Annotated in this window: 26 protein-coding genes; 20 read left to right on the top strand and 6 right to left on the bottom strand. The window is 66.7% G+C overall.

Annotation, left to right across the window (positions count from 1 at the left end; genetic code table 11):
• The 6 genes from ACTNAU_RS01430 to ACTNAU_RS01405 all read left to right on the top strand — a co-directional run.
• Positions 1-271: hypothetical protein (locus ACTNAU_RS01430; protein ID WP_441097311.1), on the top strand; the 271-nt coding region annotated here is incomplete at its 5' end.
• A gap of 119 nt (positions 272-390) precedes the next feature.
• On the top strand, positions 391-1,233 hold the full coding sequence (thiM, locus tag ACTNAU_RS01425) for a hydroxyethylthiazole kinase (protein ID WP_441097310.1): 843 nt from the start codon (positions 391-393) through the stop codon (positions 1,231-1,233).
• Entirely contained in the window at positions 1,208-1,858 is a 651-nt protein-coding gene (gene thiE, locus ACTNAU_RS01420) for a thiamine phosphate synthase (protein ID WP_441097309.1), read from the top strand. Before thiM ends, thiE begins: the two co-directional genes overlap by 26 nt.
• On the top strand, positions 1,849-2,493 hold the full coding sequence (locus tag ACTNAU_RS01415; RefSeq protein ID WP_441097308.1) for an HAD family hydrolase: 645 nt from the start codon (positions 1,849-1,851) through the stop codon (positions 2,491-2,493). The genes thiE and ACTNAU_RS01415 overlap by 10 nt, the downstream gene beginning before the upstream one ends.
• Positions 2,494-2,951: 458 nt before the next feature.
• A complete protein-coding gene (locus ACTNAU_RS01410; protein ID WP_441097306.1) occupies positions 2,952-4,118 on the top strand; it encodes a hypothetical protein in 1,167 nt (388 codons plus the stop codon).
• Positions 4,111-4,956, top strand: a complete 846-nt coding sequence (locus tag ACTNAU_RS01405) for an ABC transporter substrate-binding protein (RefSeq protein ID WP_441097305.1) — start codon at positions 4,111-4,113, stop codon at positions 4,954-4,956. Before ACTNAU_RS01410 ends, ACTNAU_RS01405 begins: the two co-directional genes overlap by 8 nt.
• 71 nt (positions 4,957-5,027) lie before the next feature.
• On the opposite strand, the gene ACTNAU_RS01400 is transcribed toward ACTNAU_RS01405, so the two are convergent.
• Together ACTNAU_RS01400 and ACTNAU_RS01395 are read right to left on the bottom strand one after the other, a co-directional pair.
• The gene (locus tag ACTNAU_RS01400) at positions 5,028-5,696 is read right to left on the bottom strand and encodes a Crp/Fnr family transcriptional regulator (RefSeq protein ID WP_441097304.1); all 669 of its coding nucleotides are present in this window, start codon (positions 5,694-5,696) and stop codon (positions 5,028-5,030) included.
• A gap of 39 nt (positions 5,697-5,735) precedes the next feature.
• Positions 5,736-6,143 (bottom strand): N-acetyltransferase family protein, encoded by a 408-nt coding sequence (locus tag ACTNAU_RS01395; RefSeq protein WP_441097303.1) that lies wholly within the window; start codon positions 6,141-6,143, stop codon positions 5,736-5,738.
• Between the two features lie 124 nt (positions 6,144-6,267).
• On the opposite strand from ACTNAU_RS01395, the gene ACTNAU_RS01390 reads away from it, so the two are divergent.
• Entirely contained in the window at positions 6,268-7,449 is a 1,182-nt protein-coding gene (locus ACTNAU_RS01390; protein WP_441097302.1) for an adenosylhomocysteinase, read from the top strand.
• A 56-nt stretch (positions 7,450-7,505) separates the two neighbouring features.
• On the opposite strand, the gene ACTNAU_RS01385 is transcribed toward ACTNAU_RS01390, so the two are convergent.
• Together ACTNAU_RS01385 and ACTNAU_RS01380 are read right to left on the bottom strand one after the other, a co-directional pair.
• The gene (locus ACTNAU_RS01385; protein ID WP_441097301.1) at positions 7,506-9,029 is read right to left on the bottom strand and encodes a phosphomannomutase/phosphoglucomutase; all 1,524 of its coding nucleotides are present in this window, start codon (positions 9,027-9,029) and stop codon (positions 7,506-7,508) included.
• A 157-nt stretch (positions 9,030-9,186) separates the two neighbouring features.
• Entirely contained in the window at positions 9,187-11,583 is a 2,397-nt protein-coding gene (locus tag ACTNAU_RS01380; RefSeq protein WP_441097300.1) for a YfhO family protein, read from the bottom strand.
• Between the two features lie 229 nt (positions 11,584-11,812).
• Here ACTNAU_RS01380 and yfbR point away from each other — a divergent pair, with 229 nt between their 5' ends.
• From yfbR to ACTNAU_RS01365, 3 genes are read left to right on the top strand one after another with little or no spacing between them, the layout of a single operon-like run.
• Positions 11,813-12,397 (top strand): 5'-deoxynucleotidase, encoded by a 585-nt coding sequence (gene yfbR, locus ACTNAU_RS01375; RefSeq protein ID WP_441097299.1) that lies wholly within the window; start codon positions 11,813-11,815, stop codon positions 12,395-12,397.
• An 11-nt stretch (positions 12,398-12,408) separates the two neighbouring features.
• Entirely contained in the window at positions 12,409-12,885 is a 477-nt protein-coding gene (locus ACTNAU_RS01370) for a VOC family protein (RefSeq protein ID WP_441097315.1), read from the top strand.
• A gap of 31 nt (positions 12,886-12,916) precedes the next feature.
• The gene (locus ACTNAU_RS01365; protein WP_441097298.1) at positions 12,917-13,711 is read left to right on the top strand and encodes a class I SAM-dependent methyltransferase; all 795 of its coding nucleotides are present in this window, start codon (positions 12,917-12,919) and stop codon (positions 13,709-13,711) included.
• Between the two features lie 308 nt (positions 13,712-14,019).
• Here the strand turns inward: ACTNAU_RS01365 and ACTNAU_RS01360 are convergent, their stop codons facing one another.
• On the bottom strand, positions 14,020-14,184 hold the full coding sequence (locus tag ACTNAU_RS01360; RefSeq protein ID WP_286172517.1) for a helix-turn-helix domain-containing protein: 165 nt from the start codon (positions 14,182-14,184) through the stop codon (positions 14,020-14,022).
• 393 nt (positions 14,185-14,577) lie between these two features.
• Positions 14,578-15,558 carry a tRNA dihydrouridine synthase DusB gene (gene dusB, locus ACTNAU_RS01355; protein ID WP_353653902.1) on the bottom strand — a complete coding sequence of 327 codons (981 nt, stop codon included), beginning with the start codon at positions 15,556-15,558 and terminating at the stop codon, positions 14,578-14,580.
• Between the two features lie 191 nt (positions 15,559-15,749).
• Here dusB and polA point away from each other — a divergent pair, with 191 nt between their 5' ends.
• From polA to ACTNAU_RS01305, 10 genes are all read left to right on the top strand, one after another.
• Complete coding sequence (gene polA / locus ACTNAU_RS01350) at positions 15,750-18,281, top strand: DNA polymerase I (RefSeq protein ID WP_441097297.1); 2,532 nt, start codon at positions 15,750-15,752, stop codon at positions 18,279-18,281.
• Positions 18,282-18,315: 34 nt separating this feature from the next.
• Positions 18,316-18,747 (top strand): arsenate reductase/protein-tyrosine-phosphatase family protein, encoded by a 432-nt coding sequence (locus ACTNAU_RS01345; RefSeq protein WP_441097296.1) that lies wholly within the window; start codon positions 18,316-18,318, stop codon positions 18,745-18,747.
• Positions 18,737-19,234: a ribosomal protein S18-alanine N-acetyltransferase gene (gene rimI, locus ACTNAU_RS01340; RefSeq protein ID WP_021659655.1), complete on the top strand. Its 498-nt coding sequence runs from the start codon at positions 18,737-18,739 to the stop codon at positions 19,232-19,234. Before ACTNAU_RS01345 ends, rimI begins: the two co-directional genes overlap by 11 nt.
• Positions 19,215-20,225 carry a tRNA (adenosine(37)-N6)-threonylcarbamoyltransferase complex transferase subunit TsaD gene (gene tsaD / locus ACTNAU_RS01335; protein WP_441097295.1) on the top strand — a complete coding sequence of 337 codons (1,011 nt, stop codon included), beginning with the start codon at positions 19,215-19,217 and terminating at the stop codon, positions 20,223-20,225. The genes rimI and tsaD overlap by 20 nt, the downstream gene beginning before the upstream one ends.
• A 49-nt stretch (positions 20,226-20,274) precedes the next feature.
• Complete coding sequence (locus ACTNAU_RS01330; RefSeq protein ID WP_441097294.1) at positions 20,275-20,556, top strand: hypothetical protein; 282 nt, start codon at positions 20,275-20,277, stop codon at positions 20,554-20,556.
• A 170-nt stretch (positions 20,557-20,726) separates the two neighbouring features.
• On the top strand, positions 20,727-21,710 hold the full coding sequence (locus ACTNAU_RS01325; RefSeq protein ID WP_441097293.1) for a nucleoside hydrolase: 984 nt from the start codon (positions 20,727-20,729) through the stop codon (positions 21,708-21,710).
• Between the two features lie 153 nt (positions 21,711-21,863).
• The gene (locus ACTNAU_RS01320; protein WP_441097292.1) at positions 21,864-22,436 is read left to right on the top strand and encodes a TetR/AcrR family transcriptional regulator; all 573 of its coding nucleotides are present in this window, start codon (positions 21,864-21,866) and stop codon (positions 22,434-22,436) included.
• Positions 22,437-22,511: 75 nt separating this feature from the next.
• Entirely contained in the window at positions 22,512-24,011 is a 1,500-nt protein-coding gene (locus ACTNAU_RS01315) for a phytoene desaturase family protein (RefSeq protein ID WP_441097291.1), read from the top strand.
• A 132-nt stretch (positions 24,012-24,143) separates the two neighbouring features.
• Complete coding sequence (locus ACTNAU_RS01310; protein WP_441097290.1) at positions 24,144-25,073, top strand: nucleoside hydrolase; 930 nt, start codon at positions 24,144-24,146, stop codon at positions 25,071-25,073.
• 15 nt (positions 25,074-25,088) lie between these two features.
• Entirely contained in the window at positions 25,089-26,048 is a 960-nt protein-coding gene (locus ACTNAU_RS01305) for a nucleoside hydrolase (protein WP_185915782.1), read from the top strand.
• Positions 26,049-26,092 lie beyond the last annotated feature (44 nt).

Genomic DNA, 26,092 nt, shown 5'->3' with positions numbered 1-26,092 from the left:
TGAGGAGCAGAGACTAGTTGTTACCGTGCCATTTGTAGGTTTTGCCCAACGGGCAAAATTGAAAACTTTAGTTTTCAAAAACAAATGGGGACACGATGGCGACTATTCGTCTCACGGAAGCAGAAGCCAAGGTGAGGAGCAGAGACTAGTTGTTACCGTGCCATTTGTAGGTTTTGCCCAACGGGCAAAATTGAAAACTTTAGTTTTCAAAAACAAATGGGGACACGATGGCGACTATTCGTCGCCATCGTGTCGACCGGTTTCAACCTGATTTGGATCATGCCAACGTAGGGAAAAGAGCGCCGCCTCAACAGGGGGCGCGGGGGTGCATTCAGTCGGGTGCATCCTCTTTTTTTGTACCCAAAATTGTGCGGAGAGGGAGCGATCTTTTTGCTGGGACAGTACTTAAACGCCCTGCGGGAGCAGGGGCCGCTCATCCACTGCATCACCAATACCGTCACCATGAACGACTGCGCCAACGCCCTGTTGGCGGTGGGAGGCAGCCCCATCATGGCCGACGACCCCGACGAGGTGGCGGAGATCGCCGCCCTGGCCGGGGGGGTGGTGCTCAACATCGGCACCCTGCGCCGGCAGAACTTAAACGCCTTTTACGGGGCGGGGCGGGAGGCGGCCCGCCGGGGCATCCCGGTGGTTTTGGACCCGGTGGGGGCGGGGGCGTCCCGCCTGCGCACCGAGACGGCCCGCGGCCTCTGGAAGGAGCTGCCGCTGGCGGCCATTCGCTGCAACCTGTCAGAACTGCGGGCCCTGCTGGGCGAGGGCGGTGGGGCCCGGGGGGTGGACGCGGCGCCGGAGGACCTGGCCGCCACCGCCTCCCTGCGGGAGCGGGCGGCCCAAATCGGGGCCCTCGCCCGCCGCGCGCAGACGGTGGTGGCGGTCACCGGCGAGGTGGACTTTGTGAGCGACGGGGCGAGGACCTTTGCCATCCGCGGCGGCCACCCCCTGATGGTCCGGGTCACCGGCACCGGCTGCATGCTCACCGCCGTCACCGGCGCCTTTCTGGCGGCTTCGCCCGAGCAGCCGCTGGAGGCTGCGGCGGCCGCCGTCTGTGCCATGGGGCTGTGCGGCGCCCGGGCGTACCGGCGGCTGCTGGAGGAGACAGGACGGGAGGGCACCGGCAGCTACCGGGTGCTGCTCATGGACGAATTGGCCTGCCTGACCGGCGGGGAACTGGATGGAGGAGAGGACATTGAAATTTTCGAGAGAGCAGATTAGAAGCGCCATGCGGCTGTACGCCGTGACCGACCGGGCTTGGCTGCGGGGGCGCACCCTGGGGCAGATGGTGGAGGACTGCCTTAAGGGCGGCGCCACCTTTGTGCAGCTGCGGGAGAAGGAGGCCGGCGACCGGGAGTTTTTGCAGGTGGCAAGAGAGGTCAAGGCCGTGACCGACCGTTACGGGGTGCCGCTGGTGATCGACGACAACCTGACCATCACCCAGGCGGTGGACGCCGACGGGGTGCACATTGGCCAGACCGACCTGCCCTGTGACCTGGCGCGCAAGATCCTGGGCCCGGACAAGATCATCGGGGTCTCGACCAAGACCATCGCCCAGGCCCGCGAGGCCGAGGCGCAGGGGGCCGACTACCTGGGCACCGGCGCGGCCTTCTTCACCACCACCAAACAGATCGACGGCACCATGTCCATGGCCGAGATGAAAGCCCTCTGCGAGAGCGTCTCCATCCCGGTGGTGGCCATCGGCGGCATCCACCCGGAAAATCTGCTGGAGCTGGAGGCCAGCGGGGTGGACGGCGCGGCGGTGGTCTCGGCCATCTTCGCCCAGGACGACGTGCTGGCCGCCACCAGAGAGCTCGACGAGCTGACCCGCCGGCTGTGGAAGTGACGCCCAAGGCTGCGGCCTTTGACCTGGACGGCACCCTGCTCTGGACCATGGACGTGTGGTCGGGGGTGGGGGAGCGCTACCTGGTGGAGCAGGGGGTCCCGGTGCCGGTGGATCTGGACGAGCGGCTGACGGCCATGAGCCTGGAGCAGTCGGCCGCCTGGTTTTCCCGGGAGCTGGGGGTGCCCTATCCCCCGGAGGAGATTTTGCGCCAGATCGACGGGATCGTCGCCCGCCGCTACTGGGCGGCGGTGCGCGAGCGGGGCCGCGCGGTGATCCTGCCGGGGGCGGAGGCATACCTGCAGTCCCTGGCTGCGGCAGGGGTGCCCTGCTGCCTGGCCACCGCAGTGGAGCGGGCCACCGCCGAGGCGGTGCTGGACGAGCTGGGCCTGCGCGGCTACTTTGCCTTTGTGCACAGCTGCACCGAGGCCGGCTGCAACAAAGAGAGGCCAGAGTTTTACGCCGTGGCTGCCGCCCGGCTGGGCGCGGCGGTGGGGGAGACCTGGGTCTTTGAGGACGCCCCCCACGCCCTGGCTGCCGCCAGGGCTGCGGGCTGCCGCACGGTGGCGGTGACCGGCGGCGAGGGGACGGCCTGCGCTGCCGACCGGACGATCGCGGACTACCAGGAACTGCTGTAAGCTGTAAATGGAAGAGGCATTGCCCATATAATTTGCAGCGCGCTGCCCCCAACAGGAGGCAGCGCGCTTTTGTCGCGCGGGGTCGGCTGGCAAAGTCATCGGTTGTGGGCGAGAACAGGCGCTGCGCCGCCCCCGACGGGGCAGGGGAGGGGGACAGGGAGCACCTGTCGCGCCTTGCCGCAAGAGCTCGCCATCGCAAGCGGCCGTGCGAGAGGGCAGGGAAGGATGCAGGGAGGGCACGGAAGGATGGCAGACCCCCGCTTGGTCGGCCCTGTCCGGAGGGGCGCGGCAAGGGGTGGAAGCGCTCTCCTCGGGGCGGGGAACGCCATCTCCTCCCCGCTCCCGCGGCGAACGGCCCTCTCTCACCGCGCGGGCGGTTGGAATGGGCCCTTTGGTTGACGGTGGGGGGCAAACCCGGTAGAATAAAAGAAAATAAAGACGAAAAGGAAGCCGCTGACATGAGCAAACTCAACCGCTTTGAATCCCTCCACCTCTACATCCAGTCCATCTCCCTCTACCGGGAGACCGCCGAGAGCCCGGCCCTTCGGGAGCTGGAGCGCCTCTGCTCCCTCTTCGGGGGGGACTTTGACCAGGTCTGCCGGGCCTGGTGCGGCTTCTACCGCGCCCTCTGCGAGGGGGACGGCCAGGGCTCGCTGCCCGACTACCTCTTTGGCCGGGCGCTGCGGGACGAAAACCCCTTCTCCGCCCTCTGCGCCAGAGAGGGCTTTTTGGCCACCCCATCCCATCTGCGGCAGGCGGCCAAAAACGATTTGAGCATGCTCTGCGCCCTCTCCAAGGCCTCCGCCAGGGAGCTGAAGGTGCTCCTGTTCTCGGCCTACGGCGACAGGGAGCGGGTCATCGACGTGCTGCCCGAGTGGACCGAGGGGCACAAGAAATACCGGGCCGAGGGCGACTGGGGGGACGAGCTGGTCCGCCTGGCCGAGCACTACCGGGAAAACGGCTGCGGCTTTGCGGCCCAGTGCCCGGTGTTTTGCTACACCGAGGAGGGGGAGCTGGTGCCCCAGCCCCAGTCGGGCCCCAGCCGCCGGGAGACCTTGGCCGGGTTGGACGGGTGCTATGAAAAGGGGCAGGCCCTCTTCTCCCTGGCGCCCCAGGGGGCGATGCCCCGGCTGCTCATCACCGGGGAGGAGGGCGCGGGCAAGACCACCCTGGCCAAGACCTGCTGGTTTGAGTGCGCCCAGGGCACCCGGCTGGTCTGGTGCCGGGGGGAGGACGTGGAGTCCCTCTTTGCGGCGCTGGGGGAGATGCCCGCCCGGTTTTTGGTGCTCTGCGACGACATCACCGACGCCCAGCTGCGCGCCATCGCCCACTACTTCACCCAGGTGGGGTCGCTGCCGGGGAACGTCTCGCTGGCGGCCACGGCGGTGAGCGCCGAGGGGCTGGCCGATGCGGGCATCGTCTTTGAGCGGGTGCTCCCGCTGCAGAAATTGACCCAGTTGGAGTATTTGGAGCTGCTCTACAAGCTGGCCCCCCTGCGGGGGCTGGAGATGCCCCGGGACGAACTCAAGCGCCGGGCGCTGGAGTGGGAGCTCAAGCAGACGGCCTTCACCCCCCAGTCCGCCCAGCGGCTGCTGGGCACCCTGCTGGTGGAGGCGGATGGCTAGGCGGCGAGGGCTGGCCCTGCTGCTGGCGGCCGCCCTGCTGCTGGCCGGCTGCGGCCAAAAGGGGTTCCCGGCGACGGTGCGGGGGGTGACGATCTCCGGCGCGCCGAAGCGGGTGGCGGTGCTCTCGGAGCACCTGGCGGAGGCAGCCGTGGGGATGGGTTACGGCGGGCAGATCGCCGGGGTCTGCGACGGCAGCCGGCTGCCCGGGCTGGAGGGCGCCCAGCCGGTGGGGACCGCCCTCCTCCCCGACGGGGCGGCCATTGCCGAGCTGAAGGCCGACTTGGTGCTGAGCACCCAGCCCCTGCCCGAGGGGACCGTGAACTGCCCGGTGGTGGTCCTTGCCGCCCCCACCACCCTGGAGGGGTTGGCCGGCTTTTACCGGGACATCGCCGCCTGTTTTGCCGGTGAACGGGCGGAGGAAGACCGCCTTTTCGCCGCGGACGTGGAGAGCTGGGTGGCCGCCCTGGATGAAACGATCGGCGCTGCGCACCGCCCCAGCTTTGCGGTGCTCTGCGACCCGCGGGGCTACCTGGCGGGGGCGGGGACGCTGGAAGCCGACCTCTTCGGGCGGCTGCTGGGGGAGAACACCGCCGCGGCCGCACAAGGGTATGCCGCCCTGGAGGGGATGGCCGAGCCGGAGGTGCTCTTTTGCACCGACGCCCTGACGCTGGAGGAGCTGCAGCAGCTGCCGGGCTTTGCCGAGATGGCCTGCGTGCAGGAGGGGCGGGTGATCTTTTTGCAGCTGACCCCCTTTGAGCGGTGCAGTTCAGCCCTGTTTTTGCAGCTGATCCCCGCCGTCACCGCCCAGTACCCCCAGGTATTTGGCGGGGCGAACTGACCTTGTTTTTTGTGAAGAGAGCGCCGGACGGGTTTCTGTCCGGCGCTCTTTTTGGCGGGTGGGATGGGGGGTCAGGCGTACTCGTAGCCGCCCCCCTCGATGGGGGCAAAGAGGGCGGTGTCCAGCAGGAGGATGCGCCCCCGCTCCCGGCGGAGGGCGCCCGCCTCTTCCAGCTGGCGCAGGCAGCGCTGCAGGTGGCGGTAGCTGGCCCCCAGCAGGGCGGTGGCCGCCGAGAGGTTGACCTGCACCGACAGGCTGCCCTGCTGGCGGGCCTCATATCCCAGATAGGCGCAGACCCGGGCCTTGAGGGGGTAGGAGAGGTTGATGGCGGTGTTCCCCCCGTTGCGGCGGACCATCCGCGCCAGATCCTGGCCGATGGCGCGGTAAAAGCGGGCGTCCCCCTCGACCGCGCGGAGGACCGCCTCCCGCGGAGCGCCCAGACAGAGGGAGGGGGCGAGGGCCTGCACGCTGGAGAAGTAGGTGTCGCAGAGCAGGATCTCGGCGTCCCCGATCCACCGGGGCCGGGTGTAGTACCCCTGCAGGAGGAGGGCGCCGCTCTCCAGCGGGGTGTAGACTTGGGCGCGGCCCTTCACAAAGTAGTAGAAGGTGGAAAACGGCGCCCCCTTCTGGCAGAGATGGGCCCCCTTGGGAAAGGGGCAGAGGGTGAAGAGGGGGCGCAGGTCGGCGGAAAAATAGCGCTGCAGTCCGCACTCGTCGTAGAGCTGGGCGGCGGTGGACACGGGCAGGTCCCCTTTCTGAAAAATCGGTTTGCGGCAGGGCTAGAACCGCCGAATAAAAGCGGTCTTCTCCCCGCTGTCAAAGCCCGCCTCGCGGTAGAAGGAGAGGGTGCCCTCGTCCTTGGCGCCGCTCATCAACACGATTTTGTAGCAGCCCGCCCGGCGGGCGACCTCCTCCGCCTGGCGCAGGCAGGCTGTGGCGCAGCCTCGCCGGCGGTGGTCGGGGTGGGTGACCGCGTTTTCCACCAGGGCAAAGGGCCGGGCGCCCCGGGTCAGGTTGGGGAGGAGGTAGCAGGTGCAGGAGGCGAGGATACGCCCCTCCTCCTCGGCTACGATCAGGTGGCAGCCGGGGTCGTCCAACAGCTGCCGCCAGGCGGCGCGCAGCCCTTCCCCCTCCGGGGGGAGAGAAGTCTCGTGCAGGTGGAGGGAGAGGTGCAACAGCGAATCCAAATCGCCCCTTTCTGTGACTCCATTATACCCCCAAGGAGGAAAAAGAGAAAGTGTGACCTTTGTCCTAACGGCCCAGCGGGGGAGGGGGTATGATAGAAGGAGAAATGCGAAGGAGGACGAAGAGATGCTGCGATCCAAAATCGACGACCGGGCCCTAGCGCCCCAGGGGGAGGCGGAGGTCGTCTGGCGGCGGGCCAAGATGCCGGTGCTCCGCCAGTTCGGCGAGCGCTACGGGCGGGAGAAGCCCTTTGCGGGGCGCTCTCTCCTCATCTGCATGCACTGTGAGCCCAAGGCCGCGGTGCGTACCGAGGTGTTGCTGCGGGGCGGGGCCGAGCGGATCGTCTTTGTGGGGAACCTGGGCTCCACCAAACCAGGGACGGCCGCCTACCTGGCCGGCCTGCCGGGGGTGACGGTGCTCGCCGGCCGGGGCGACCGGCTGGAGGACCTGCGGCAAAATCTCCGCGCCGCCCTGGCCGAGGGGCCCTATGACCTGCTGATGGACAACGGCGCGGGCATCCTGCAGCAGTTTGCGGGGGAGGCGCCCGCTTGGCGGCCCCTGGGGGGGATCGAGGAGACCCGCTCGGGGCGGCTGATTTTGGAGCGGGAGGGGATCGCCCCCGACTTCCCCCTGCTGGTGATCGACGACTCGCCGGTGAAGCGGCTCATCGAAAACGAGGCCGGGGTCGGCCAGTCGGTGGTGGACGGGATCTTGCGGGCCACCTCAATGCTGCTGGGGGGCAAGCCGGTGCTGGTGGTGGGCTACGGCTACTGCGGCGCGGGGATCACCCAGCGGCTGCGGGCCCTGGGGGCCCAGACCATGGTCTGGGACACCGACCCGGTGCGGCTGCTCAAGGCCCGGGTGGAGGGCCACCGCACCGGCGCGCTGGAGGAGCTGCTGCCCCGGGCGGAACTGGTGGTCACCGTCACCGGCCGCTTTGACGTGCTGGGGCCCCGCCACCTGCCCCTGTTGCGGGACGGGGCGGTCCTCTGCAACGCCGGCCACTACAACATGGAAATCGACGTGGAGGGATTGCGGGCCGCCGCTCGGGAGGTCCGGCGGCTGCCCGGCGAGATCGAGGAATTTCGCTTTGCCGACAGGAGCGCCTACCTGCTGCAGAGCGCCAACCCCATCAACCTGGCGGCGGGGGCCGGCAACCCCCTGGAGGTGATGGACCTGGGGTACGCCCTGCAGCTGTTGAGTCTGGAGGAGATTTTGGCCGGTCGGGCCCGGCCGGGCATCCAGCCCCTGCCCCCCTCGGTGGACCGGGAGGCCTGCCGCCTCTGCCTGAAGAGCTGGCCCCAGTAGGGCAAAGGAAAAAAGAGAGCCACCGCCCAGTTGGCGGCCGCTCTCTTTTTTGCGCGTCAGAGGCCCAGATAGGTTTTCAGGGGCTGAATGTCCAGCTGGTCGTAGCGCTGGATGAAGCCGTAGACCTTCTCGGCGATTTTTTTGGCCCCGCCGCAGTCGTCGCTCTCGATGTTCAGGGGGAGGATGGGGTCGTGCAGGGACATCCGCAGCAAGAACCAGCCCCGCTCCCCCTCGTCGGAGAAGCTGACCCGGATGCCCTCGTAGTTCTGGGGGGCCTTTTCCCAACCGGGCTGGGCGTCGACATAACTTTCCAGGTCGGCCAGCACCTGCTTGCCGTAGGCGGCAAAGTCGGGCACCTTGATTTTGAAGCGGAGCTCGACCGCCTCGGCCGGTTCCTGCAGGTCGGCCAGCAGGGTGTCGATGGTCTTGCCCACCTGCCGCAGGGTGGCGGCCTTGATGAGGATCTTGGCGCAGAGGTAGGCGCCGTCGTCCAGGTAGTAGTTTTCCTTGAGGGCGCCGTGGCCCGAAGTCTCGATGGCCAGGGGGGAGGGGACCCCCTCCTTCGCCAGGCGGATGGACTCGTTGATGACGTTTTTGTAGCCCCGCTTGAAGCGGTGGTGCACCCCGCCCAGCTCCTCGATAAAGGCGCCCAGGTGGCTGGAGGTGACCGAGTCGGTGACGATGGTGCCGCCGGGGCAGTCCTCCAGCACGATGCAGGAGAGCAGGGCGATGAGCCGGTTGCGGTTAATCTCCTTGCCGTTTCGGTCCACCGCGCCGGCCCGGTCCACGTCGGTGTCGAAGATGAGGCCCAGGTCGCAGCCCCCCTCCTTCACCGCCTCGATGATGGACTGCATGGCGGCCGGGTCCTCGGGGTTGGGCACGTGGTTGGGGAAGCGGCCGTCCGGGTCGAGGTAGCGGGAGGCGGAGACGTCGGCGCCCAGGGGGCAGAGCACCTTCTGGGCGAAGAAGCCGCCCGCGCCGTTGCCCGCGTCCACCGCGATCTTAAAGCCCTGCAGGGGCTGGTTGTAGTGGTCGGGGTCGTCGATCCCCTCGCGGATCTTCTTCACCAGGTGCAGGGCGTAGTCGGAGATCAGGTCAGCCTGGCGCACAGGGGCGCTCTGCCCGCTGGGCAGCTCGCCCAGGGCCAGTTCGGTCAGGGCCTCGATGTCCTCGTGCTCCAGTCCGCCCTCTCTGGTGAAAAACTTGAGCCCGTTGCGGTTGTAGGGCAGGTGGCTGGCGGTGATCATGATGGCCCCGTCGTACCCGTGGCCGGGCAGGACGGTGGACATGAACATGGCCGGGGTCGAGGCCATCTGGCAGTCGACCACCGATACCCCGGCGCCCTGCAGCCCTTCGGCGGCGGCCGCCAGCAGGGCCGGGCCGGAGAGGCGGGAGTCCCGCCCCACCGAGACGGTGAGTTGGGGCAAGGGCTTGCCGGTCTTCTGGGACAGCCAGAGGGCGAAGGCGGCCGCCAGTTCCCGGGCGGCCTGCTCGGTGAGGTTCACCGGCTCGCCGGCGACCCCCTCCAACGCAACGCCGCGGATGTCGCTTCCATTTTGCAGTGCTCTGTAATCGCCCATCTGTCAGGCCTCCTCATATCGCATCGCGAATTTGTCTGTGTCCATTGGCGGGGAAAATAGATTCCCTCCCATTTTGTACCTTTCATCATAGCCGGTTTGCCCGGTCTTTTCAATTGCCCTTTCCGCCAAAAAAAGGGGCCATTTTTTGAAGCGCCCTTCAGCGCGCCCGCCGGATGCGGCGGGCGGGGGGGCCGGGGCGGCGGGCCGAGCGCAGGCAGAGGGGGAGGTAGAGCAGGTAGATGCCCGCAAAACCAACAAAGGCCCATTTCCCCACCGTGAGGCCGGGCGGGTCGTAGGAAAAGACGATCTCGCACTCCCCCGCCGGGACCCGCACCGCCATGAAACCGGCGTTGGCCCGGTAGATTTTTACCGGTTTGCCGTTGGCGGTGGCGGTGAACCCCTTGTCGTAGGGAACGCTGTAAAAGACCAGGGATTCCCGCGCCAGGTCGGTGCGGGAGAGAAAGCCGGTCCGGGTCTCCTCAAAGGCGTAGGCGGACTGGGCGCGCAGGGCGTCGCAGTCGGCTTTCAGGTTGTAGCTCTCCAGCTCGGCGTCCAGCATGTCCGGCGCGGGGGAGAGCAGGTCCTGGTTCTCGTTGATCCCCTCCTCGTCCAGCAGGACGGCCTGGAGCATGGCCCGGGAGCGGATGGACTGGGCCAGGGCGTCGCACTGGGACTGGGTCATGTACTGGGAGTAGGCAAAGCCCATGGGCAGGTAATTTTGGTTTTGGTACACCTCAAAGTCGCCCCGCCGCCCCAGCGAGAGGTAGCCCGGCAGCTGCCCGATGGGGGCGGACTGGGCAAAGCTCTGGTCGTCGTAGAGGTATTTGACCGAGAGGAGGTTTCGCAGGGCGTACTGCTCGATGGGCGGGTTGGAGTGGACGTCCCGGGTGACGCCCAGGTACTCGTAAAACTCGATGAGGGAGACCGGCACCACCGTGTGAAAGCACTGGATGGTGTTGGTCTGCCAGAACATCCCCAAATTGTCCATGGCGCTGTAGTAGTCGCTGCGGTAAAAGCCGCTGTCGTCCTGCTGGACGATGCCCGCCCCGCCGGCGAGGGCGGTGTTTCGCATGTAGTCGCTGCCGTAGGAGTACTTGCGCCCCCAGCTGAGATAGACCAGGGAGTAGGCCACGCTCACCGCGCAGAGGCAGGCCAGGGTGGCGCGGAAGAAGAGGGGGTGCTCCCGCCGGCGGCGCAGGAGCAGGCAGAAAAGGGCCAGGCAGGCCGCCGAAAAGGCGATCCAGACCCAGAAGCGAAGGGTGTCCGCCTCGGCCCCGAGGACGATCTTGCCCGACTTCTTGGCCGGCACCAGGCCGATGAGGGCAAAGCAGCCGATGGCCACCCCGGTGGCGATCGCGGGCTTGCGAAAGGAGACCCCCGGCAGTTCCAGCGCCTTGACCGAGCCCAGGCACATCAGGAGGATGGGCATGTAAAACCAGCGGGCGTAGTAGGAGTTGTTGAAGGCGTAAAAGGCGCTGTTGAGGATGGGGACGGCCGCCATCACGGCGCAGACGGCGAGGGCCCGCTTGACAAAGCTCTTTTTGACGGTGCGAAAGTAGGCGATGAGGGCGGTGAGGGAAAAGAGGGGCAGCCAGGCCGACATGGAGGACCACTTGGCCCACTCCTGTGGGAAGAAGTTGGGCCGGGAGGGGACTTCCGGCATGAAGAAGAAGGAGGAGAGTAGCCCGCCGTAGCGCTGGGTCTCGCCGTAAAACAGCAGGTTCTGGCCGAAGAGGAAGTTGTCCACCCGCGGGTTGCCGAGGACGGCGAGGATGCCCGGCAAAAAGAGGACCAGCCCCCCCATGCAGCCGAGAACGGTCTCAAAGGCAAGACCGAAGAAGACCCGGGGGGTGACGCGGAATTCCCGGCAGGGCAGGCGGCAGAAGAAGTAGAGGAGCAAAAAGACCGCCTGCCCCACAAAGAAGAAGTAGTTGAGCATCATATTCAGGGCCACGGCGATGGCGAAGCCGCCCTTTTTGCCGTCGACCACATACCGCTCCAGCCCGATGAGGAGGAGGGGGAAGATGGCCACCACGTCCACAAAGTGGTTAAAGAAGATGTTGTAGACGGTGAAGCCGGAGAAGGCGTAGAGGACGGCCCCCAGCATGGCGTAGTCCCGGTTTTGCACAAACCGGCGCAGGTAGACGTAGGCGGTGAGGCCGCAGACCCCGAATTTGAGGCAGAACATGGGGGCCATCAGGTAGGGCACCCAGCTGGTGGGGAAGGGGAGCATCAGCCAGAAAAAGGGGCTGCCCAGCATGTAAAAGCTGTACGAGCCGATGAAATTGACCCCCAAGTCGGTGCCGAAGTCCCAGAACCAGCGGCCGCTGCGCACCAGCTGGTGGACGTGCTGGTAGAAGGGGATCTCCTGCACGTTGTAGTCGCCAAAGTAGAGGAAGACCCCTCCGTCGGCCACCACAAAGGGCAGCAAAAAAAGGGCCGCCATCAGGCAGCAGAGAAAAAAGACCGCCGCGGTGCGCTCTTTCTGGCCGGCGGCATTGCCGGCGAGGGGGGAGGTTGGCTGCATGCTCACTTCCTGCTTTCTCTCTTTCATGGTATAATAGCCGCAAAACGGCTGTTGTGCGGGGGAGGGCCGGGCAGGTGCAAACACTGTCTGCTCCCTGCCCTGTGGCCAGATGCCACTGCCAAAGGGCGGCCGCCCGGGATGGGCGACAACCGCTTGCGGCCATTATAGCACATTTTTCCGTCGGATTTGGGCCTTTTGGGCCGCTTTGTGCAACCTGTGAAAAACCGGCGGCCGATTTTGGGGAGGATGGTTTGGAATGGCAGAGTACCACTTTTACGGGATGGTCTCCCGGATGAAATACATTGCCCGCTGGGGGCTGATGCGCAACAACCGCACCGAAAACCTGTCGGAACACGCCCTGGAGGTGGCGATGATCGCCCACGGGCTGGGGGCGGTGCGCAACCGCCTCTACAGCGGCCGGGTGGACCTGGGGCAGTTGGCCCTCTGCGCCATCTACCACGACGCCAGCGAGATCATCACCGGCGACCTGCCCACCCCGGTCAAATACTACAGCGACGAGATCCGGGGGGCCTACAAACAGGTGGAGCGCATTGCCGACGAGCGGCTGCTGGGGATGCTGCCCGAAGAGCTGCGCCCCGACTTTGCCCGCTACTTTGAGCCCTTTGCCGACCCGGAGGTGGAGCAGTTGGTGAAGGCGGCGGACAAGCTGTCGGCCCTGGCCAAGTGCATCGAGGAGGAAAAGAGCGGCAACACCGAGTTCGGGGCGGCCAAGGCCGCCCAGGAGAGGGACCTGCGGCAGATGCGCCTGCCCGAGGTGGACTATTTTTTGGAAAAGCTGATGCCGGGCTACTACCGCAGCCTGGACGAGATGGAGGGATGAGACGGATGGAGATCAAATACCGGCTGCCGCTGTTGGCGGTGCAGGACGTGGAGCGCTCGAAGAGTTTTTACGGGGCCCTCTTCGGGCAGAAGGTGAGCCTGGACCTGGGCAAAAACGTCACCTTTGACGGCGGCTTTGCCGTGCAGGAGGACTTTGCCTGGCTGACCGGGCTGGAACCGGCGTCGGTGGTTTCGCGCAGCCACAACATGGAGCTCTACTTCGAGGTGGACGATTTCGACGCCTTCCTCGCCCGGGTGGAGGGGTACGGCGGGGTCGAGCTGGCCGGCCCGCCAAAGGAGCAGGAGTGGAAACAGCGGGTGGTGCGCCTCTACGACCCGGACGGCCACCTGATCGAGGTGGGGGAGGACATGGGGGTGATCGCCCGGCGCTACCTGGCCGCGGGCCACAGCGCGCAGGAGGTGGCGGCCCTCATCCAGCACCCGCTGGAATTTGTGGAGGAGGCCGCCGCGCAGAAGGCGTTCGAGTAGAGCGCCCCGCAAAGGGGAGGGGAGAGGAAAGATGGCGAGGAACGAGGGCCGGGTCCGCGAGAAGTACCGGGGCGGCGAGGAGGAGGGCCGGGCCACCCGGTCCCGGTACGCCGGGCTGGAATTTTACTACACCAAGCGCCACCTGGACGGGTATGTCGGCAGGGACGCGTCGGTGGTTGAGCTGGGCTGCGGCACCGGCTACTACGCCCTGCACTTCGCCGACCGGTGCCGGGAGTACCTGGGGGTGGACCTGATCCCGGAACACGTCGCGGCGCTCCGGAAAAAGGCGGCCAAGAGGGGGCTTGCAAACGTGCGGGCGCAGCTGGGGGACGCCACCTGTCTGCGGGAACTTCCGGACGGTGCCTTCGACGTCGTCCTCTGCCTCGGCCCCCTGTACCACCTGCCCCCGGACGAGCGGGAACTGGTGTTTTCCGAGTGCAGGCGGATCTGCAGGCGGGGTGGGGTGGCCGCCTTTGCCTACATCAGCCGGGTCGGCGTCTATGCGGGCGGCTGCGTGCACGACCAGCTCAGGGAGCGCTACCCCAACGAGCGGGCAAACGCGTTTTTGCTGGAGCAGAGCAGGGACGACGTGAACCCCGACCTGTTTTTCTACACCATGCCCGAGGAGATCGAGGCGGTCGCCCGGAGATACGGCTTTGAGAAGGTCAAAAACCTCGGCACCGATTTCTTTGTGATGATGAGCGCCGTCGAGGCCATGGACGATGAAAAGTTCGAGCTGATGAGACCGCTGCTGGACAGCATGGCGGACAGCGAGTCCTGCACCGGAATGAGCAACCACGCCCTGCTGGTCTGCAAGAGGGGGTAGCTCCGGCCAAAAAGACGGGTGGCACGCACCTTCGCCCCGGGCTCGCTGCCAGGCAAAGAGAGGGACGGCTCGACACCTGTGGGAATTGGCGGGGGAAGCCGCCGATATGGTCATTTTATCTGTCAAATGAAAAGGAACTGCACCGATTCGGCGCAGTTCCTTTTTGCTTACCGAAGTTGTTCTTTTAAAAACTCTCAGGATGAATTTATACCGTGCCCAAACCCTTCTCCGATAGAACATCTTTTTGAGTGCAGCGCAGAAAACAGGCGCTTAAAAAAAGCAAGCGCATTTTGCCCAGAGAAGATGAGCTACTTTTCGTATACAAATAGATCCCCGGGCTCGCAGTCCAGGACATTGCACAAGAGTTCCAGATTGCTGAACTTGATGGATCGGGTTTCGCCGTTTACCATCCTACTAAAGTTTTGATAGCTCATCCCCATCTGTTTATAGAGCCAATATTTTGTTTTCCCCATCTGATTTCATTTTTCAAGCACGCACAATTTTAACATGGCTCTCCCCCCAAATGATTGTCCTGTATGTTTGAATAAAAGCAAGTATAAAATATGATAAATAATAGACCATTGCATTGAATAATGCAATGGTCTATGGCCGTTGTAGAATAACCGGCTGGGAAAGGGTGCGGGACGCCGCCGATTTTTCGCCAATCAGCTGCCAAAGAGCTGGCCGCCATAACGGTTCGCCCCACTGGGGCAATATGCGGAAAACGGCTGCAAACCAAGGCAGAGGTGGGGACCTCGCTCAACTCGTTGATTTTGCAGTGCTGCGAGTGGGCGCTGAAAGAGGCGCGGCCGGGGAGAGAAGAAGGCCCCCTTTTTAAAGGGGGCCTTCTTCTGCGGGTGCAGGCTTTATCCGTTTTCCAGGCAGCCCAAGTCCAGGGCCTCCTTGGTCATCTCCTCCAGGGCTTGATAGGTGGTGAGGGTGCCGGCCTTGGCCCGCAGTTTGGAGGCGCCCCGCCCCCCCTTAAAATACCAGGCGGCGTGTTTGCGCATCTCGGCCATGGCCCGCTTTTCGCCCTTGTGGGCAATGGCCAGTTCGGCCTGGCGCAGCAGGCAGGCCATCTTCTGGCGGGGGGTGGGGCGGGTGCGCACCTCGCCGGTCTGCAGGTACTCGTTTATCTGGGCAAAGAGCCAGGGGCGGCCCAGGGCGCCCCGCCCCACCATGATGCCGTCGCAGCCGGTCTCGGCAAACATCTGCGCCGCGGCCTCGGGGGAGTCGATCTCGCCGTTGCCGATGACCGGCACCGAGAGGGCCTCCTTCACCTGGCGGATGACAGCGCGGTCCACCGGGGGGGCGTACATCTGCTCCCGGGTCTTGCCGTGCACGGCGACGGCGGCGGCCCCCGCCTCCTGGCAGAGAAGGGCCACCTCCACGGCGTTGACCGAGTGCTCATCCCACCCCTTGCGGATCTTGACGGTCACCGGCACCTCCACCGCGGCCACCACCGCCCGCACGATGGCCGCCGCCAGGGGCGGGTTTTTCATCAGGCTGCTGCCGCTGCCGTTTCCGGCGATCTTGGGGGCGGGGCAGCCCATGTTGATGTCGATGAAATCGGGTTTCCAGGCCATCACCAGCTCGGCGGCCCGGGCCATGATCTCCGGGTCGTCGCCGAAGAGCTGAATGGCAAAGGGGGCCTCGATGGGGGCGCGGCGCAACAGGTCTTTCGTCTTGCGGTCGCTCATGGTGAGGGCCTTGGCGCTGACCATCTCACTGGTGAGGAGGCCGCAGCCAAACTCCTTGCAGAGCTGGCGAAAGGCGCTGTCGGCCACCCCGGCCATGGGGGCCAGGCTCACTGGGCAGGCGATTTCCCTGCCGCCGACTGTCAACACGGCGATCCCTCCTCTTTTCAGGTGCTCGAAATTTGGCCCGGGGCCGTCCGGCCCCGGGGCACACGCTGTATTTTACCAAAAAAGCCGGCGGGATACAACCAATCGGGCGGTTTTTGTGGTATACTAATACCATCTGTTTTTGCGCGCATATCGCCCCGGGCCAGACGGCCGCCGGGGGAGGGGAGACTGGGATGAAATTCGTTTGCATCGACGGCAACAGCATCGTCAACCGGGCCTTTTACGGCATCAAGCTGCTGACCACCAAGGACGGCAGCTACACCAACGCCATCTACGGCTTTCTCAACATCCTTCTGGGCATCCGGCAGGAGGTGGAGCCGGACGGCATCGCCATCGCCTTTGACCTGCGGGCCCCCACCTTCCGCCACCTGCAGTACGACCAGTACAAGGCCGGCCGCAAGGGGATGCCCGACGAGCTGGCCCAGCAGCTGCCCCTGCTCAAGGAGATTTTGCAGAAGATGGGCTACCCCCTGCTGGCGGTGGAGGGATTTGAGGCCGACGACATCCTGGGCACCTTCGCCCGCCTCTGCCGGGAGGGGGGGGAGGACTGCGTCCTCTGCACCGGGGACCGGGACAGCTACCAGCTCATCGGCGAGCGGGTGTCGGTGCGCCTCTCCACCACCCAGAAGTCCGAGGTGCTGACCCCCGAGTCGATCCGGGAGCGCTACGGGGTCGACCCCATCCAGATGATCGAGGTCAAGGCCCTGATGGGGGACAGCTCCGACAACATCCCCGGGGTGGCGGGGATCGGGGAGAAGACCGCCCTGAGCCTGATCGCCCAGTTCGGCACCCTGGACGGGGTGTACGAGCACCTGGACGACCCGGCCATCAAACCGGGGGTGCGGGCCAAGCTGGAAAAGGGGCGGGAGACGGCCTACCTCTCCCGCCAGCTGGCGGAGATCCGCACCGACGTCCCCATCGACGGGGACCTGAGCCACTACAAGACCGCCCCGGCGGACGAGGGCTGGCTCTACCAGACCCTCTCCCGGCTGGAGATGCAGTCGCTCATCGGCCGCCTGGGGCTGCACCCCGACGGCGCGGCCCCCGCCCCCGAGGGCGAGAAAGAGGCCGCCCCCCTGCCCTCCGCCCGGGTGGCCGACGCCCTGCCCGCCGGCGAGGAGCCGGTGGGGGTGCTGGCGCTGGAGGACGGCCGCTGGGCGGCGGTGCGGGGGACGGACGTGGCCCTCTACCCCGGCCTCGCCGAAATCGCCCCCCTGTTGGAGGACGAAAAGATACCCAAGTGGGTGTTTGACAGCAAGGCCCTCTACCACCTGCTGCCCGAGGCGGCGGGGATCGCCTTTGACGGGATGTTGGCGGCCTACCTGCTCAACCCCACCGCCAGCGCCTACCAGCTGGAGGCGCTCATCGGCGAGTACGGGGCCGTCCCGTCCTTTTCATTGGAGGAAGAGCTGCCCCAGAAGGGGGAGCTCGCCGCCCTGATGCCCCTGCTCGCGGTGCTAAAAGAGAAGCTGGAGGCAGCGGGGGAGACCGAGCTGTTGGAGCGCATCGAACTGCCCCTGGCCCAGGTCCTCTGCGACATGGAGGAGACCGGCGTCGCGGTGGACTGCGAGGGGATTCGCCAGTACGGGGAGATGCTTGACCTGGACATCGCCCAGGTGCAGCAGCGCATCTTCGACCGGGTGGGGCGGTCGTTCAACATCAACAGCCCCCAGCAGTTGGGCGTGGCCCTGTTTGAGGACCTGGGGCTGCCCCACGGCAAAAAGACCAAGACCGGCTGGTCCACCAACGCCGACGTCCTGAACGGCCTGTTGGGCAAGGACCCGGTGATCCAGGACATCCTCGATTACCGCAGCTACGCCAAGCTCAAATCCACCTATGTGGAGGGGCTGTTGAAGGTGGTGCGGGAGGACGGGCGGATCCACTCCCGCTTCAACCAGACCGAGACCCGCACCGGGCGCATCTCCTCCACCGAGCCCAACATGCAAAACATCCCGGTGCGCACCCCCCTGGGCAGCGAGCTGCGCAAGTTCTTTGTGGCCCGGCCGGGCTACACCCTGGTAGACGCCGACTACTCCCAGATCGAGCTGCGGGTGCTGGCCCACATGGCGGATGACGAGCGGATGATCGAGGCCTTTCGCGGTGGGCAGGACATCCACACCATCACCGCCTCCCAGGTGTTTGGGATGCCGCTGGACTTCGTGACCCCCCAGATGCGCCGCCGGGCCAAGGCGGTCAACTTCGGCATCGTCTACGGCATCGGCGCCTACTCCCTGGCGCAGGACATCGAGGTATCGGTGGCCGAGGCGGACGCCTACATCAAGGGCTACCTGGAGACCTACCAGGGGGTGCGCGCCTTTATGGAGAGAACGGTGGAGGACGCCCGGGACTGCGGGTACGTCACCACCCTCTACGGCCGCCGCCGGTACATCCGGGAGCTGGCCAGCAAGAACAAGGTGTTGCAGGCGCTGGGCAAGCGGATGGCCATGAACTCCCCCATCCAGGGGACGGCGGCGGACATCATCAAGATCGCCATGTGCCGGGTCTGGGAGCGGCTGCGCGACGAGGGGCTGGACGCCAAACTGATTTTGCAGGTGCACGACGAGCTGATCGTGGAGGCGCGGGAGGAAGACGCCCAGCGGGTGGCCGACCTGGTGACCGAGGAGATGCAGGGCGCGGCCGCGCTGGCGGTGCCCCTGGTGGTGGACGCCCACACCGGCGTCAACTGGTACCTGGCCAAGGGATGACAGAGACAACGAGAGTGACGGAGGGAAGTGCGAAATGAAAATCCTGTTCGCCTGTACCGGCAACACCTGCCGCAGCCCCATGGCGGAGCTGGTGTTTCGCGCCCGGTGCAGGGATGAGAGCATCACCTGCGCAAGCTGCGGGTTCTCCGCCTTTCCGGGGGACACCATCACCTCCGAAGCGGCCGCCGCCCTGGCGGAGATCGGGATCGACAGCGGGGACTTTCGCTCGAGCACCCTGACCATGCGGGCGGTGGAGGACGCCGACGAGATCTACGTGATGACCGAGCAGCACCGGGAGATCTTGGAGGCGGTGCTCGACAGCGGCAGCATGAAGAAGGTGCACCTGCTGGGGGGCGGCGTCTCCGACCCCTACGGCCAGGGGATCGAGGCCTACCGGGCCTGTCTGTCGCAGATCTCGGCGGCGGTCAACGGCATCTTGCAGGAGCTGGGCGCCGATGGCCGCTAGCTGGACGGTGCTCCCCGCCGAGGGAGCGCTGCTGGAAGAGGTGGCGGCCATCGAGGCGGCGACCTTCGGCCCCAGCGCCTGGGGCCGGGGCGACGTGCTGGCCGCGCCGGGGGCGCCGGGGGCCCTCTGCCTCTGCGTCCTGGACCGGGGGCAGCGGGTGGCGGGCTACCTCTTTGCCACCCTGGTGGCCGACGACCTGCACATCAACACCCTGGCGGTACGGCCCGACTGCCGCCGCCGCGGGGTGGCCGAGGCCCTGGCGCTCGCCCTGCTGGAGAGGGGCCGGGCGGCGGGGGCCGCCCTCTGCTCGCTGGAGGTGCGGGCCTCCAACCGGGGGGCGGTGGCCCTCTACCGCAAGCTGGGGTTTGCGGCGGCGGGGCGGCGGCCCCGGTTTTACCGGGCGCCGGACGAGGACGCCCTGATTTTGAACCTGCGACTAGAGAGTGACGGAAGGAGCGCGGCAGAGGATGCTGGTACTGGGAATTGAGTCGTCCTGCGACGAGACCGCCTGCGCGGTGGTGAGAGACGGGAGAGAGGTGCTCTCCAATGTGGTGGCCTCGCAGATCGAGGAGCACCGCCTCTACGGCGGGGTGGTGCCGGAAATCGCCTCCCGCCGGCACGCCGAGGCCATCTCGCAGATTTACCGCCAGGCCCTGGAAGAGGCGGGGGTCCCCCTGGAGGAGATTGGCGCGGTGGCAGTGACCTACGCCCCAGGGCTGATCGGCTGCCTGCTGGTGGGGCTCAACTTCGCCAAGGGGCTGGCCTACGCGGCGGGGAAACCCCTGGTGCCGGTACACCACCTGCGGGGGCACATCGCCGCCAACTACATCGCCCACCCCGACTTGCAGCCGCCCTTTCTCTGCCTGGTGGTGTCGGGGGGGCACAGCCACATCATCGAGGTGCTCTCCTACACCGCATTTCGGGTGGTGGGCCGCACCCTGGACGACGCCGCGGGCGAGGCCTTTGACAAGGCCGCCCGCACCCTGGGCTTCCCCTACCCGGGGGGGATCGCCCTGGACAGGGCCGCCCAGCGGGGGGACAAGGGGGCCTTCTCCTTCCCCACCCCCAAGGTGGCGGGGAAGTACGACTTCAGCTTTTCCGGCCTCAAGACAGCGGTCATCAACACCGCCCACAACGCTGCCCAGCGGGGCGCCGAACTGCCGGTGGACGACATCTGCGCCAGCTTTCAGGAAAAGGTGGCCGACATCCTCTGCCACAACCTGCTGGCGGCGGCCCGGGACCTGGGCTACAAGACCCTGGCGGTGGCCGGGGGGGTCAGCGCCAACTCGGGGCTGCGGGGGAAGTTGAGCGAGCGCTGCCGGGAGGAGGGGTTGGCCCTCTACCTGCCGCCCCTCTCCCTCTGCGGGGACAACGGGGCGATGATCGCCTCCCAGGGGTACTACGAGTACTGCGCCGGCAACCTGGCCGGGCTGGGCTGGAACGCGGTGGCCAGCCTGCCCATCGACCTGGTGGGGTAAAAAAGAGAGAGAAAAGGCGGTCTGCCCCCTGCGGGGGCGGGTCGCCTTTTTGGCCGGATGCAGGAGCCACAACCTGCTGGCGGCGGCCCGGGACCTGGGCTACAAGACCCTGGCGGTGGCCGGGGGGGTCAGCGCCAACTCGGGGCTGCGGGGGAAGTTGAGCGAGCGCTGTCGGGAGAAGGGGTTGGCCCTCTACCTGCCGCCCCTCTCCCTCTGCGGGGACAACGGGGCGATGATTGCCTCCCAGGGGTACTGCGAGTACTGCGCCGGCAACCTGGCCGGACTGGGCTGGAACGCGGTGGCCAGCCTGCCCATCGACCTGGTGGGGTAAAAAAGAGAGAGAAAAGGCGATCTGCCCCCTGCGGGGGCGGGTCGCCTTTTTGGCCCGAAAGGAATTTTTTTCTGCCGGGTGCAGACAGCCGGCGGCGGATGTGGTAGAGTGAGGGCAGTGAGGGATCCCACTGGGGCAGGCGAGCCCTGCCGGAGAAAGGAAGGCTTTTCATGCGCTATCACAGTTTGCTGGAAGAGTTTATGGACATCCACTACGACCACCCGGCCCCGGCCCACGACATCCCGCCGGAATTCATCGTGAGCCGGCTCAAAAAGCCCGCCGGGCGGGTGAGCGCGGTGCTGGACACCGACCCCTTCAACGAGGTGGACGACCAGTTCGCCCTGGCCTACATCCTCCGCTCTCCCGAGCGGATCGACCTGCAGGCCATCTACGCGGCCCCCTTTCACAACGAGAAGGTGGCCAGCGCCGCCGAGGGGATGGAGCGCAGCTATCAGGAGACCCACCGCATCCTGGAGCTGATGGGGCGGGAAGGGGACTGTGGACAGACGGTCTACCGCGGTTCCGACCGCTTTTTGGCCGACGAGGAGACCCCGGTGGACTCGCCGGCCGCCCGCGACCTGGTGGCCCGGGCCATGGCCCGCCCCGACGGCGACCCCCTCTACGTCATCGCCATCGGCGCCATCACCAACGTGGCCTCGGCCCTGCTAATGGAGCCGGCCATCGCCCGCAAGGTGGTGGTGCTCTGGCTGGGGGGCCACGCGCTGGAGTGGTTCAACACCAAGGAGTTCAACATGCTGCAGGACGTGGCCGCCGCCCGCGTCCTTCTGGGGTGCGGGGTGCCGGTGGTGCTCTTCCCCTGCAACGGGGTGGTCTCGGCCCTGACCACCACCGGCCCCGAAATCGAGCACTGGCTGCGGGGGAAAAACCAGCTCTGCGACTATCTCTGCGACATCACCAGGGAGGAGGCGGAGCGAAACCGCCAGGGCCCCTTCTGGAGCCGCACCATCTGGGACGTGGCCCCGGTGGCCTGGCTGCTGGAGATGGACTGCACCGAGACCCGGCTGGAACCCGCCCCCATCCCCTCCTACGACGGGTATTACAGCATCTGCCCCTGCAACCACCCCATCCTCTACGTCTACAGCATCCGCCGCGACCGCATCATCGGCGACCTGTACACCAAGCTGGCCCGGTAGAGACCCAAACGCCGAGAGCGGCCCGCCCCAGGGAGGGCGGGCCGCCTTTTTGCGCCCACTTTGCCCCGGCGCAAAAAGGGAGTTGACAGGGCGGGGGCGAAGGGGTATACTAAATTTATTAAATAAATATTCAATGAATGGAGATTCAATAAAATGAACAAGCGGGAGGAACAGCGGGCGCGCCGCCGCCGGGAGATTTTGGAGGTGAGTTTGGACCTCTTTGTCCGCCGGGGATATGCGGCCACCAAGGTGGGAGACATTGCCGCCGCCGCGGGGATGAGCGCGGGGCTCCTCTTTCACTACTTCCCCTCCAAAGAGGCGGTGCTCGAGGAGCTCATCGACCTGGGGCGGCGGGGCCCGGCGCAGATGATGGAGCTGCCCCAGGCCGACCCGGAGCAGTTTTTCCTGCGGGCGGCGGAGGGCATCTTCGGGGCCATCGCCCAAAACCCGGCGGTGGCCAAGGTCTTTGTGCTGATGGGCCGCGCCCAGTATAGTGAGGAGTTTCCCCCCGCTGTGCGGGAGCGGGCCCAGGGGGTGGACAACATCCGCCGTTCGGTGCCGCTGGTGGCGGCGGGGCAGGCCATGGGGGTGTTTAAAGAGGGGGACCCCCTGGCCCTGTCGCTGGCCTTCTGGACGGCGGTGCAGGGGGCGGCGGAGGAGCTGGCCCGCTGCCCAGAGGAGCCCTGCCCCGAACCGGGGTGGCTGGTGGACATCCTGCGGCGGTAGCGGGGAAGAGAGGGGCGTCCCGCCTTTGGCGGGCCTGTGGGCGGCCGGACGGCCGCCGGGAGAGGAGCGCAAGCGGTGAAAAAGATCGCCATCGTCGGGGCGGGGGTGGCCGGAATGGCCGCCGGCATCTACGCCCAAAAGAGCGGGTTTCAGACGATCGTCTGCGAGAAAAATCCCCTGCCGGGGGGCGAGTGCACCGGCTGGGACCGGCAGGGCTACCACATCGACGGCTGTATCCACTGGCTGACCGGCACCCGGGAGGGCACCCCTCTGCGGCGGATGTGGGAGGAGGTGGGGGCCCTGGACGGGGTGGCGGTTCACCAGCCCGATTCCTTCTGGCGGTTTTATCACCCGGACGGCGACCTGACCTTCTGGCGGGATTTGGAGCGGACCGAGGAAGAGCTCTGCCGCGCCGCCCCCGAGGACGAAGCCCGCGTCCGCGAGATGTGCGCGGCCATCCGCACCCTGAAGGGGATGGAGATCCCCTCCGGCAAGCCCATGGACATGATGAACCCCCTGGAACTCTGCCGGCTGATGGCCTCGATGGCGAGGTCGGCGGCGCCGATGCAGAAATACGGCAAGCTGTCGGTGGCGGCGTTTGCCGGGCGGTTTCAAAACCCGGCCCTGCGGGCGATGATGGGGCACTTTCTGCCGCCCGGATACGCCGCCAGCGCCCTGCTCTTCTCCCTGGCGACCTTCACCGGCGGCAATGGGGACGTGCCCGCCGGGGGCTCGCGGGCCCTGGCCCTGCGGATGGCGGAGCGCTACCGGGCGCTGGGGGGCGAACTGCGCCTTTCCTGCCCGGTGGAAGAGGTCTGGGAGGAGGGCGGCCGGGCCCGGGGGCTGGTGCTCGCCGGCGGCGAGCGGCTGGCGGCGGACTGGACGGTGGCGGCCTGCGACGCTCACTTTGCCCTGCACCGGCTGCTGGGGGGCAGGCACCCGGCCCCTGCCTGGGACAGGCGGTTTGCCGCCGAGGGGAAGAACCCCCGCCCCACCTCGGTGCGGGCGGCGTTTGGGGTGGCGGCGGACCTGCGGGGCTGGCCCCGCACCCTGGGCTTTTTGGTGGAGCCCCTTTCGGTGGGGACCCAGCGGGTAGAGCACCTGGGCATCACCCAGTACAGCGACGAGCCGACCTTCGCCCCCGCGGGGCAGACGGTGATGGTCTGCAACCTGGACCAGTCGGCGGCCGAGGACTACCCCTACTGGCAGTCCCTTGCCCGGGACCGGACGGCCTATCGGGCCGAGAAGGCGCGGCTGCTGGAGGGGGTGCGCCGCCGCGTCGAGGGGCAATTCCCGGAATTGGCGGGGAAGCTTTTGCCCCTTGACCTGGCGACCCCGGTGACCTACCACCGGTGGTGCAGCGCCTATCAGGGGGCCTGGATGTCCTTTGTGCTGACGCCGGGCGCGGGGCAGATGGCGGCCGACGGCCGGGTCAAGGGGCTGAAAAACGCCCTGCTCGCCAGCCAGTGGTGCCAGACCACCGGCGGGCTGCCCATCGCCCTCATCTGCGGCAGCCAGGCGGTGCGCCGCATCTGTCGGGCCGAAAGGGTACCCTTTGCCGGCGGGGCGAAGTGAGGGCAAACTAGCCAAAAAAAGAGGGCGATTCCCGTAGGAACGCTGAAAAAAAGGGGCCGTATTGTCTGTGCGGCCCCTTTGCTGATACAATGAAACAGTACGAAAAAAGGTTAGGCAAAGGGAGGATGAAAGATGAACCGAATTCCGCTTTTGATGGACTGCGACCCCGGGCACGACGACGCGGCCGCCCTCTTCATGGCGCTGGGCAGCGGGGTGTTTGACCTGCAGGGGATCACCACCGTCCCCGGCAACGGGCTGCTGCCAAATGTCACCGAAAACGCCCTGCGGCTGGTGGCCTTTCTGGGGGAGGAGATCCCGGTGGTCCCCGGCTGTGTCAAACCCCTGGCGGGGGAGTGCCGGCCGGCCCTCTCCTACCACGGCGCCACGGCGCTGGACGGGGTGATCCTGCCCCTGTCGGAGCGGGGGCCCCTGGGGGAAAACGCCGTTGACTTCATGGCGGCCAAGATCAGGGAGGCCGAGGGGGAGATGGTGATCGCCGCCCTGGGCCCCCTGACCAACATCGCCGCCCTGCTCCTCTCCTACCCCGAGTTGAAGGGGAAAATCAAGCGGCTGTGCCTGATGGGGGGCTCCACCTCGGGCGGGAACATCACCCCGGCGGCGGAGTTCAACATCTGGCACGACCCGGAGGCGGCGGCCATCGTCTTTGGCAGCGGGCTGCCCATCACCATGTGCGGGCTGGACGTGACCGAGAAGATGGCCCTGCGCCCCGAGGAGATCGAAGAGGTCCGCCACAGCGGGCGGGTAGGGGCTCTCTGTGCCCAGCTCTTTGACTACTGCCAGGACACCTTTGGCGGCAACGGCCGCGACCTGGTGGTTCACGACGCGGTGGCTAGCGCCTGGCTGATCAAAGAGGGGCTCTTCGACACCCGCCGGTTTTACGTGGAGGTGGACACCGGCAAGTCCTTGAGCCGGGGCTGCACCGCCACCTACATCCGCCCCTTTGGGGTGGGCTGCAAAGAGGCCAACATCGACGTGGTGGTGGGCGGCGACCGGGACGGATTTGCCCGGCTGTTCATCGACTGCATTGCCAAATTGGGTTAGAGGAGGGGACAAGAGATGGAAAAGCGCCCATTTATCATTGACTGCGACCCGGGGATCGACGACGCCGTCGCCCTGTTTCTGGCCGCCAGCCGGGAGGAGTTCGACATTCGCGCCGTCACCTCGGTGGCGGGGAATGTGAACATCGACCTGACCACCCAGAACGCCCTCGACCTCTGCCGGGAGGCGGGGCTGTCCACCATCGTCGCCCGGGGGGCGGCGGCGCCGATGCTCTACCCCGCGTCGGACGCCTCCTTTGCCCACGGGGTGCGGGGGCTGGGGACGGTGACCCTCCCCGCCTCCCCCCAGCAGGAGGATCCCCGCCACGCCTGGGATGTGATCTACGACGAGGCGGTCAAGGCCGGCGGCCGGCTGGAGATCATCGCCCTGGGGCCCCTGACCAACCTGGGCATCCTGCTGACCAAGTACCCTGACGCCGCCCGGCTGATCGCCAACCTGACCATCATGGGGGGCTCGCGCATCTACGGCAACCAGAATGCCTATGGAGAGTACAACCTCTGGGCCGACCCCACGGCGGCGGACATCGTCTTTCGCAGTGGGGTGCCGGTGGACATGGTGGAGCTGGAGACCATCTTCCGCGCCAAGCTCACCAGCGGCGACTGGGGCGACCTGCTGGCCTGTGACCACCGCATCGCCCGGCTCACCGGGGAAATCATGCGCTATAAGACCGAGCGGGGCGAGGGGATGCAGGACCTGATCACCGCCAAGTCCGACGATCCGTCCCCCTTCCTCTGCGACTGCATGACGGTGGCCTGCGTGGCCGACCCCTCCATCGTCACCTGGAAGCGGTGCCACGTGGACATCGAGACCGAGGACGGCCCCAGCCGGGGCCGCACCCTGGTGGACTTCTCCCCCCGGCCCAGCGGCTTTCGCAGCTGCCGGGTCTCGATGGAGGTCTCCCGCGAGGGCTTCAAGCGGGTGATGGAGGAGATGTTCCGCTTTTACGAGGGCAAATAAGAGGGCAAAATCAGAGCGCGCCGGCTGTCACAGCCGGCGCGCTC

It is taken from the genome of Bittarella sp. HCP28S3_D9 (assembly GCF_052065655.1).
Taxonomy (GTDB): Bacteria; Bacillota; Clostridia; order Oscillospirales; family Ruminococcaceae; genus Bittarella; species Bittarella massiliensis.
The sequence above is the reverse complement of the archived record's forward strand: the minus strand, read 5'-3'. Positions and strand labels throughout refer to the sequence as shown.

Bases quoted from the DNA above. Each gene is read 5' to 3' on its own strand.
- ACTNAU_RS01410 (WP_441097306.1), top strand. From the start codon at position 2,952: ATGAGCAAACTCAACCGCTTTGAATCCCTCCACCTCTACATCCAGTCC.
- ACTNAU_RS01405 (WP_441097305.1), top strand. From the start codon at position 4,111: ATGGCTAGGCGGCGAGGGCTGGCCCTGCTGCTGGCGGCCGCCCTGCTG.
- ACTNAU_RS01390 (WP_441097302.1), top strand. From the start codon at position 6,268: ATGCTGCGATCCAAAATCGACGACCGGGCCCTAGCGCCCCAGGGGGAG.
- ACTNAU_RS01385 (WP_441097301.1), bottom strand. From the start codon at position 9,029: ATGGGCGATTACAGAGCACTGCAAAATGGAAGCGACATCCGCGGCGTT.
- ACTNAU_RS01380 (WP_441097300.1), bottom strand. From the start codon at position 11,583: ATGAAAGAGAGAAAGCAGGAAGTGAGCATGCAGCCAACCTCCCCCCTC.
- yfbR (WP_441097299.1), top strand. From the start codon at position 11,813: ATGGCAGAGTACCACTTTTACGGGATGGTCTCCCGGATGAAATACATT.
- ACTNAU_RS01365 (WP_441097298.1), top strand. From the start codon at position 12,917: ATGGCGAGGAACGAGGGCCGGGTCCGCGAGAAGTACCGGGGCGGCGAG.
- ACTNAU_RS01360 (WP_286172517.1), bottom strand. From the start codon at position 14,184: ATGGGGAAAACAAAATATTGGCTCTATAAACAGATGGGGATGAGCTAT.
- polA (WP_441097297.1), top strand. From the start codon at position 15,750: ATGAAATTCGTTTGCATCGACGGCAACAGCATCGTCAACCGGGCCTTT.
- ACTNAU_RS01345 (WP_441097296.1), top strand. From the start codon at position 18,316: ATGAAAATCCTGTTCGCCTGTACCGGCAACACCTGCCGCAGCCCCATG.
- rimI (WP_021659655.1), top strand. From the start codon at position 18,737: ATGGCCGCTAGCTGGACGGTGCTCCCCGCCGAGGGAGCGCTGCTGGAA.
- tsaD (WP_441097295.1), top strand. From the start codon at position 19,215: ATGCTGGTACTGGGAATTGAGTCGTCCTGCGACGAGACCGCCTGCGCG.
- ACTNAU_RS01325 (WP_441097293.1), top strand. From the start codon at position 20,727: ATGCGCTATCACAGTTTGCTGGAAGAGTTTATGGACATCCACTACGAC.
- ACTNAU_RS01320 (WP_441097292.1), top strand. From the start codon at position 21,864: ATGAACAAGCGGGAGGAACAGCGGGCGCGCCGCCGCCGGGAGATTTTG.
- ACTNAU_RS01310 (WP_441097290.1), top strand. From the start codon at position 24,144: ATGAACCGAATTCCGCTTTTGATGGACTGCGACCCCGGGCACGACGAC.
- ACTNAU_RS01305 (WP_185915782.1), top strand. From the start codon at position 25,089: ATGGAAAAGCGCCCATTTATCATTGACTGCGACCCGGGGATCGACGAC.